The sequence below is a fragment of the Streptomyces sp. NPDC026062 genome (genome assembly GCF_055568375.1).
Genome location: NZ_JBVHOQ010000025.1, coordinates 124,195 through 131,556, shown reverse-complemented (window position 1 = coordinate 131,556; position 7,362 = coordinate 124,195). Strand labels below are relative to the sequence as shown.

Here is a 7,362-nt window from a genome sequence, read left to right as displayed (position 1 = left end):
GACCCGCTACGACAAGACCGCCGAGTCCTACCAGGCAGCCGTCACCCTCGCCTCGCTGCTGATGTGGGCGTGACACTTTGACGACAACTCCTAGGGCGGCCGGCCGGGGCGTCACCGGCGCCCCGGCGCGTCCGTCCGGTGGGGTTCGGGCCGTAAACCGGGCGAGGGCGCCGGATCCGGGCATGGGAAGGAGATGCCAGGAGTAGCCGAGCCCGTCATCAAACTCGTCCGGCGCACCACCGAACCCGTGGGGGCCCAGACCCTGCGCTCCACGGGAGCGGCGGTGATCGCCTACGTCGTGGCGACGGCGACACTGTCCCAGCCCGCGCCCCTGACCGCCCCGCTCACCGCCCTGCTCGTCGTCCAGGTCACCCTCTACGCCACCCTGACCACGGGGATCCGGCGGGTGAACTCCGTGATCGTCGGGGTGCTCATCGCGAGCGGGTTCAGTTCCCTGGTGGGGCTGTCCTGGTGGAGCCTCGGGCTGACGATCTTCACCTCGCTGATCATCGGCCGGCTGGTCCGGGTGGACGAGTTCGTGCCCGAGGTGGCGATCAGCGCCATGCTGGTGCTCGGCGTCGCCCAGGTCGCCGACACCGCGTGGGAACGCGTCTTCGAAACGCTGATCGGCGCGGGCGTGGGGCTGCTGTTCAACCTGTTGTTCGCCCCGCCCGTGTGGGTGCAGACGGCGGGGGCGTCGATCGACGGACTGGCCCGCCGGATGGGGGAGCTCTTCCGTGACCTGGGCGGAGACCTCGGCGGCCGGGTCACCGTCGAGCAGGCCGCCGAACGGCTGCACCGGGCCCGCCGCATCGACCACGACATCGTGGCGGTGGACGCGTCGCTGCGGCAGGCCGAGGAAAGCCTCATGCTCAACCCGAGGGTGCGGCAGGGGCTGCTCTACCGGGTGGTGCTGCGCACCGGCCTGGACACGCTGGAGATCTGCGCGGTGGTACTGCGGGTGCTGGCCAGGACGCTGACCGACCTGGCCAAGGAGCGGGTCGACGAACCACTCTTCCCCGCGCAGGAGGTGGCCTCCGGGCTCACCGAGCTGTTCGGGCAGATGGCGGGCGCCGTCGAGAGCTTCTCGCTGCTGATCACCACTCCGCTCGCCGCGAGTGCGGAGGGCGCCGAGGAGCGGCTGGCCGACGCGCTGACGACCAGCCGCGCGACCCGCGACCGGGTGGCGGACCTGCTGCTCGCGGCGGTCCAGGAACACCCGAGGAAGTGGCAGCTGCACGGGGCGCTGCTCGCCGAGGTCGACCGCATCCTGGACGAGCTCGACATCGAGAAGCGCACGGAGCGCCTGGGCAAGGAGCTGGACCGGCGCTCGGGCGAGATGCACGAGCGCCATCCCCGCCTGCTCGCGGTCAGGCGCCGGCTGGGCCTCGTCCGGGATCCGGATCCGGTGCGCTGAGGGCGCGGCCGGTCAGGCCGGTCCGATGAGCTCGACGACCCGGAACCGCTCCGCCACGACCAGCGTCTCGTCGTCGACCGTGAACTCCGGGTCGCCGAGCGCCTCCCGCATCTCGTCGCTGTGCCAGAACCGCTCGTGGCCCGCCCGCCACCCGGCCACCGAGGTATCGCCCTCGCCCTCGTCCAGGGCGTGTTGCAGATCGACGTCCCCGAGCCGCAGGATCCGGACCTCCGTGATCTCCACCACCGCGACCTCCCGCCCGGCCGAGTCGATCAGCGCGGAACGCTCACCCACCGGCGGCGGCTCCTCCTTCTCCACCTGGTACTCCACGAACAGTCCGGTGGTCGACACCTTCCGGCCGTCGAGCACCGCTTCGACCAACCGGTCGCGCAGCGGGCCGGGGAAAGCGAGAAGGAAGGGCTTGAGCGCTTCGCGGTTCGGCATGGCGCAAGTCTGGCATCCGCAGGCCTCCGGCGGCGCGGAGAATACCGACGGGACCGCGACGGACCGCCGCCGCCCCCGGCTTCCGCCGGTCCGGGAGGGCCGTGGCGGACCTCCGGTTCCCGAGGCCCGGAGCGCTCGGACCGCGACGGCGCTCGCCGGCCCGGAGGCACGCCGTGGCATGCGTACCGGGGCGGTCGAGCGCCGATGGGTCCGTCGCGGGCACCCGCTGCGGCGGGAGCCGGGGGAGCGGCTAGAGGATCAGTGAGAGGAGCAGGATGAAGACCAGCGAGGCCACGGAGATGATCGTCTCCATCACCGACCAGGTCTTCACCGTCTGGCCGACGTCCATTCCGAAGTACTCCTTCACCAGCCAGAACCCCGCGTCGTTGACGTGGCTGAAGAAGAGCGAGCCCGCACCGACGGCGAGGACCAGCAGCGCGGCGTGCGAGGTCGACATGTCGGCGGCCAGCGGGGCCACCAGACCGGCCGCCGAGATGGTGGCCACGGTCGCCGAGCCGGTCGCGAGCCGGATGCCCACGGCGATCAGCCAGCCGAGCAGCAGGGCCGGGATCGACCAGTTCTCGGAGAACTCCAGGATCATCTGGCCGACACCGGCGTCGATCAGCGTCTGCTTGAAGCCGCCGCCCGCGCCCACGATGAGCAGCACACCGGCGATCGGGGCGAGGGACTTCTCCACGGTGGTGGAGAGCCGCGCCTTGGTGAACCCGGCCGCCCGGCCCAGCGTGAACATGCCCACGATGACCGCGGCGAGCAGGGCGATCAGCGGCGAGCCGATCACATCGGTGACCTTCTGGAGCCCCTGCTCGGGGTCGTCCACCACGATGTCGACGAGGGCCTTGGCCAGCATCAGGACGACGGGCAGCAGGATCGTCGCCAGAGTGGCACCGAAGCTCGGGCGCCGGTCCAGCTCCTCGGACGGGCGCTGCGGGATCATCTTCTCCGGCGCCTTGATGTCCACCCAGCGGGCGGCGTAGCGGGAGAAGACCGGACCGGCGATGATCACCGTCGGGATCGCGACCACGACACCGAGGGCCAGCGTGACGCCCAGGTTGGCGCCGAGGGCGTCGATCGCCACCAGCGGGCCGGGGTGCGGGGGGATGAGCCCGTGCATCACGGAGAGGCCGGCCAGGGCCGGGATGCCGATCCGCATCAGGGAGTAGTTGCCGCGCTTGGCGACGAGCAGCACCACCGGGATCATCAGCACGATCCCGACCTCGAAGAACAGCGGCAGACCGATGATCGAGGCGATCAGGACCATCGCCCACGGCATGGCCCGCTTGCTCGTCCTCGCGAGGATCGTGTCGACGATCTGGTCGGCGCCGCCGGAGTCCGCGAGGAGCTTGCCCAGGATCGCGCCGAGCGCGATGAGGACGCCGACACCCGCGACGGTCGAGCCGAGACCCGCGGTGAAGCTCGCTATCGTCTTCGCCGGCGCGGCGCCGGCGAACGAGCCGAGAGCCAGCGAGCCGATGGTCAGCGCGAGGAACGCGTGCATCTTGAATTTGGTGATGAGCAGAACGATGACGGCGATGCCCGCCAGGACGGCGATGCCCAACTGCGCGTTGCCGGCCGAAGTGATCGGTTCGACGGCGTCCGCTGCCAGCATCTCGACGCTGAGACTGGTCACGGTGATGATCCTTAGTTATCGAGCCGGCGCAACGCGGCGACGGCTCGCTCGGTGATTTCCTCGGGGGTGCCGGACACGTCCACGGCGACGCCGGCCTCGTCGTCCTCCAGGGGCTGGAGGGTGGCGAACTGGGAGTCGAGGAGTGCGGTCGGCATGAAGTGGCCCTTGCGGCCCGCCATCCGCTCCTCGATGAGCGGCCGGTCGCCGCTCAGATGAAGGAAGACGGCGCCGGGGGCCTCGCTGCGCAGCCGGTCGCGGTAGGCGCGCTTCAGCGCCGAACTGCTGACCACACCGCCGAGCCCCGCCCTGCCGTGCGCCCACTGCCCGATCGCGTCGAGCCAGGGCCACCGGTCCGCATCGTCCAGCGGGGTGCCTGCCGACATCTTGGCGATGTTGGCCGCGGGATGGAAGTCGTCGCCCTCGGCGTACGGAACGCCCAGTGCGGCGGCGAGCAGGGGACCGATCGTGGTCTTGCCGGTCCCTGCGACGCCCATCACCACGACGACGTGGGGGGTGCTCATTACGGTGCCTCGCTGTCCTCTTCGATGTCTCCCTCGACATCGGTCCGTCGCGCTACTGAAACCTATACGTACGACTTATTCAAGATGGTGTGACGTAAACGTCGTACTTTTCGGCCAGGGAAGGGCCACCGTACTCTTGGTCCATGACCACACAGGGCCAGGGGCTGCATACACATGTGCTGGACACCCTGGGCCTGGAGATCGCCGCGGGTGAGCACCCGCCCGGCCAGGTCCTGCGTACGGACGAGCTGGCCCAGCGCTTCGACGTGTCGCGCACCGTCGTGCGGGAGGTGATCCGGGTCCTGGAATCCATGCACCTGGTCGAATCCCGGCGCCGGGTCGGTGTGACCGTACGGCCGACCGAGGCGTGGAACGTCTACGATCCGCAGGTCATCCGGTGGCGGCTGGCCGGCGCCGACCGTCCGCGCCAGCTCCGCTCACTGACCGTCCTGCGCTCGGCGATCGAACCCGTCGCCGCCTCGCTCGCCGCCCGCAACGCCACCCCGCGGCAGTGCGCCGAACTCACCGAACGGGCCCTCGGCATGGTCGCCACCTCGCGCGGCCAGCAGCTGGAGGGCTACCTGGAACACGACATCGCGTTCCACCGGATCGTCCTCAACTCCTCCGGCAACGAGATGTTCGCCCGCCTCGGCGATGTGGTCGCCGAGGTCCTGGCGGGGCGCACCCACCACCAGGTGATGTTCGAGGACCCCGACCCGGCGGCCGTGACCCTGCACGTCCGGGTCGCCGAAGCGGTCCGCGGGGGTGACGCGGCGGAGGCGGAGCGGCTGACGAAGGAGATCGCCGTGGGCGCCCTGCACGAACTGGACGTGCTCGCGCCCTGAACGTGCCCTGCGTGAAGTGGGCATGCCCGCACCCTGAACGCGCCCCGAACGCGTTCGCTCAGGCGCCGCGCGGCGGGGCCGGGCTGACGTGGTGCAGCCGTGCGGCGGCCGCGGCGAGCACCATCTCCAGCGCGGCCGGGTAGCCGCTGCGCCCCATCTCCGCGACCAGTACGGGCGCGGTCGCCGCGATGTTGGGGTGGGTGTGCGCCGGCTGCCGGGCGTAGATCTCCGGCCAGGCCTTTGCCTCCAGGGTCCTGGCCTGATCCGACAGCACCAGCGTGGACGCGTCCAGCGCCGCGAACGACAGCGTCTGGTCGACGAAGACGTGATAGATCCGCACCGCCTCCGCGTCCGGGAATCCCGCACCCCGCAGCACACCCAGGATCGCCTCCACGGACCGGATCTCGTGGGTCCGGCCGGTCACCCGGGCACAGGTCAGCATCGCCGCGTGAGGGTGGGCCAGATAGTCCGCGTGCATCCGCAGCCCCAGCGACCGCAGATCGGCCCGCCAGTCACCCGTGGGCCGCCAGCTCCGCAGCGTCCGCCCGATCAGCTCGTCGGCCACCGCCAGCAACAGCTCGTCCGTGTCCCTGAAGTACCGGTAGAGCGCGCTCGGATCGCAGCCCAGGGCCGCACCGAGCCGGCGCACGGTGAGCGCGGCCGCCCCGTGCTCGCCGATGAGCCGCAGCGCCGTCTCCACGATCAGCTGCTCGGACAGCACGGTGCCCTGTTTGGTGGGACGTCTGCGGCGCCGCGCGCCCTCCGGCACCACCCGCTCGCTCGCGTTCATGGCGGGACCTTATGACAACAGCGTTGACGTGCGGAAGCCCCGGGGAGTTCGATGTGCCGCCAGCGGGCCGAAAAGGGCCCCTCGGCCAAGGAGCGACCGCGATGTCCTCTCGTAACCCCAACGGCGAGCCACCAGGAACGGCGCCGTCCCCGGCTGCCCTGCGCAAGAGCCTCGGTGTGGTCGACGGGGTCGCCATCGCGGCGTCGTCGACCGCGGCCACCACCAGCATCGGCATCGGGCTCGGCGTCACCGCGAGCGCGGTCGGACTGCACCTGCCGGTCATCATGCTGATCGCCTTCCTGCCGATCCTCGGCATCGCGAGCGCCTACTCCCGGCTCAACAGGGTCGAGCCCAACATGGGCAGCGGATACGTCTGGGTCGGCCGCTCGCTCAGCCCCTGGCTCGGCTTCCTCGTCGGCTGGATCGGCATCGTCTCCACGATCGTCTTCCTCGCCTACACCACCACCGTCACCGGCTCCGCCCTGCTCCAACTCGCCGTGGAGGGAGGGCTGGACCGGGTCGCCGGAGTCCGGATCGACCCCGACTCCACCGCCCAGTCGACCGGGCTCGGCATCGTCGTCCTCGTCGCCGTCACCTTCACCGCGGTGACCGGCCTGCGGTCGGCCGCCACCTTCCAGAAGTACCTCCTGGTCTTCGAGTACGCCGTCCTGCTCGGCTTCTGCGGATACGGACTGTTCGCCGGCACCCACCCCTTCAGCCTCGACTGGATCAACCCGTTCGCCATCCCCTCCGTGGAGCAGCTCGCCCAGGGGCTCCTGCTCTCGGTCTTCTGCTTCTGGGGATTCGAGTCCACCTTCAGCGTCACCGAGGAGATCCGGGACCCGCAGGACGCCTCCAAGGCCGGGTTCATCACGCTCTTCACGATGCTGGGCCTGTTCCTGCTCGGCTCCTTCGCCTTCCAGCGCGTCCTGTCGCTCGACGAGCTGACCGCCCACGGAGCCCAGGGGCTCACCTACTTCGGAGACCGGCTGGCCGACCAGCCCCTGGCCGCACTCCCGTTGATCGCCCTCACCCTGTCCGCCGTCGCCTCCCTGCAGTCCGGGGTGATACCGACCGTGCGCGGCATGTTCGCCATGGGCCGCGACCGTACGCTCGGACCCCTCTGGACCAAGGTCAGCCCCCGGTACGGCACACCCGCGGCCGGTACCGTCGTGGTCGGCTGCATCGCCGCCGCCATCGCCGTGCTCTCGCTCGTCATCCCGAAGGTCGGCGATCTGATCCTGGCCTCCGTGAACGCGATCGGCGTCGTCGTCGCGGTCTACTACGCGCTCACCGCGCTGGCTGCCGCCGCGCGCTTCGGCGGCGCGTTCCGGGAGAGCCCCTCGGCGGCCCTGCGCGCGGTGGTGCTCCCCGTGATCAGCGCCCTCGTCCTGCTCGCGCTCGGCGGATACCTCTGCTGGACCTTCGCCACCTCGGCCGACCACTTCGAGGTCAGCCCGGACAACGGCTGGTTCATGCTTCTCTGCCCGGCCGTCATCCTGCTGACCGGCTTTGCCGCGGCCGGGTGGGCCAAGTGGGGCCGGAAGTCCCCGTACTTCGTCACCGGCCGCTCCGTCGCCCCGGACGGACTGCCCGCCCCGCTCCCGGAGACCGCCCCCGACCCGGCCTGACCCTCGCGCACACCCCCGCCCGGCCCCATGCGCGTGGCCCGCCCCGAACCCCGCCCCACCGCAGAA

7 protein-coding genes and 1 pseudogene are annotated in these 7,362 nt (G+C 71.0%); 4 read left to right on the top strand and 4 right to left on the bottom strand.

Going from position 1 to position 7,362, the window contains the following annotated elements; genetic code table 11:
* Positions 1-193 precede the first annotated feature (193 nt).
* Positions 194-1,417, top strand: coding sequence for an FUSC family protein (locus tag ACZ4LX_RS23070; protein ID WP_467647728.1), 1,224 nt, complete (start codon positions 194-196; stop codon positions 1,415-1,417).
* Between the two features lie 12 nt (positions 1,418-1,429).
* Here ACZ4LX_RS23070 and ACZ4LX_RS23065 read toward each other — a convergent pair whose 3' ends face one another.
* The gene (locus tag ACZ4LX_RS23065; RefSeq protein ID WP_467647731.1) at positions 1,430-1,861 is read right to left on the bottom strand and encodes an ASCH domain-containing protein; all 432 of its coding nucleotides are present in this window, start codon (positions 1,859-1,861) and stop codon (positions 1,430-1,432) included.
* Positions 1,862-2,009: 148 nt separating this feature from the next.
* On the opposite strand from ACZ4LX_RS23065, the pseudogene ACZ4LX_RS23060 reads away from it, so the two are divergent.
* Positions 2,010-2,126 (top strand): annotated as a pseudogene (locus ACZ4LX_RS23060) (cytochrome b/b6 domain-containing protein); the annotation flags it as partial.
* Here the strand turns inward: ACZ4LX_RS23060 and ACZ4LX_RS23055 are convergent.
* Positions 2,112-3,509, bottom strand: coding sequence for a GntP family permease (locus tag ACZ4LX_RS23055; RefSeq protein ID WP_467647734.1), 1,398 nt, complete (start codon positions 3,507-3,509; stop codon positions 2,112-2,114). The pseudogene ACZ4LX_RS23060 and the gene ACZ4LX_RS23055 overlap by 15 nt on opposite strands.
* Positions 3,510-3,520: 11 nt before the next feature.
* A complete protein-coding gene (locus ACZ4LX_RS23050; protein ID WP_467647737.1) occupies positions 3,521-4,030 on the bottom strand; it encodes a gluconokinase in 510 nt (169 codons plus the stop codon).
* A gap of 143 nt (positions 4,031-4,173) precedes the next feature.
* Between ACZ4LX_RS23050 and ACZ4LX_RS23045 the strand changes: the two genes are divergently transcribed.
* The gene (locus ACZ4LX_RS23045; protein ID WP_467647741.1) at positions 4,174-4,875 is read left to right on the top strand and encodes a FadR/GntR family transcriptional regulator; all 702 of its coding nucleotides are present in this window, start codon (positions 4,174-4,176) and stop codon (positions 4,873-4,875) included.
* A 58-nt stretch (positions 4,876-4,933) separates the two neighbouring features.
* Here the strand turns inward: ACZ4LX_RS23045 and ACZ4LX_RS23040 are convergent, their stop codons facing one another.
* Positions 4,934-5,665 carry a TetR/AcrR family transcriptional regulator gene (locus ACZ4LX_RS23040; RefSeq protein ID WP_467647745.1) on the bottom strand — a complete coding sequence of 244 codons (732 nt, stop codon included), beginning with the start codon at positions 5,663-5,665 and terminating at the stop codon, positions 4,934-4,936.
* Positions 5,666-5,766: 101 nt separating this feature from the next.
* On the opposite strand from ACZ4LX_RS23040, the gene ACZ4LX_RS23035 reads away from it, so the two are divergent.
* Positions 5,767-7,296, top strand: a complete 1,530-nt coding sequence (locus tag ACZ4LX_RS23035; RefSeq protein WP_467647747.1) for an APC family permease — start codon at positions 5,767-5,769, stop codon at positions 7,294-7,296.
* The last annotated feature ends 66 nt before the right edge of the window (positions 7,297-7,362 follow it).

Coding starts and splice junctions, on each gene's coding strand:
- ACZ4LX_RS23070 (WP_467647728.1), top strand. CDS start 194: ATGCCAGGAGTAGCCGAGCCCGTCATCAAACTCGTCCGGCGCACCACC.
- ACZ4LX_RS23065 (WP_467647731.1), bottom strand. CDS start 1,861: ATGCCGAACCGCGAAGCGCTCAAGCCCTTCCTTCTCGCTTTCCCCGGC.
- ACZ4LX_RS23050 (WP_467647737.1), bottom strand. CDS start 4,030: ATGAGCACCCCCCACGTCGTCGTGGTGATGGGCGTCGCAGGGACCGGC.
- ACZ4LX_RS23045 (WP_467647741.1), top strand. CDS start 4,174: ATGACCACACAGGGCCAGGGGCTGCATACACATGTGCTGGACACCCTG.
- ACZ4LX_RS23040 (WP_467647745.1), bottom strand. CDS start 5,665: ATGAACGCGAGCGAGCGGGTGGTGCCGGAGGGCGCGCGGCGCCGCAGA.
- ACZ4LX_RS23035 (WP_467647747.1), top strand. CDS start 5,767: ATGTCCTCTCGTAACCCCAACGGCGAGCCACCAGGAACGGCGCCGTCC.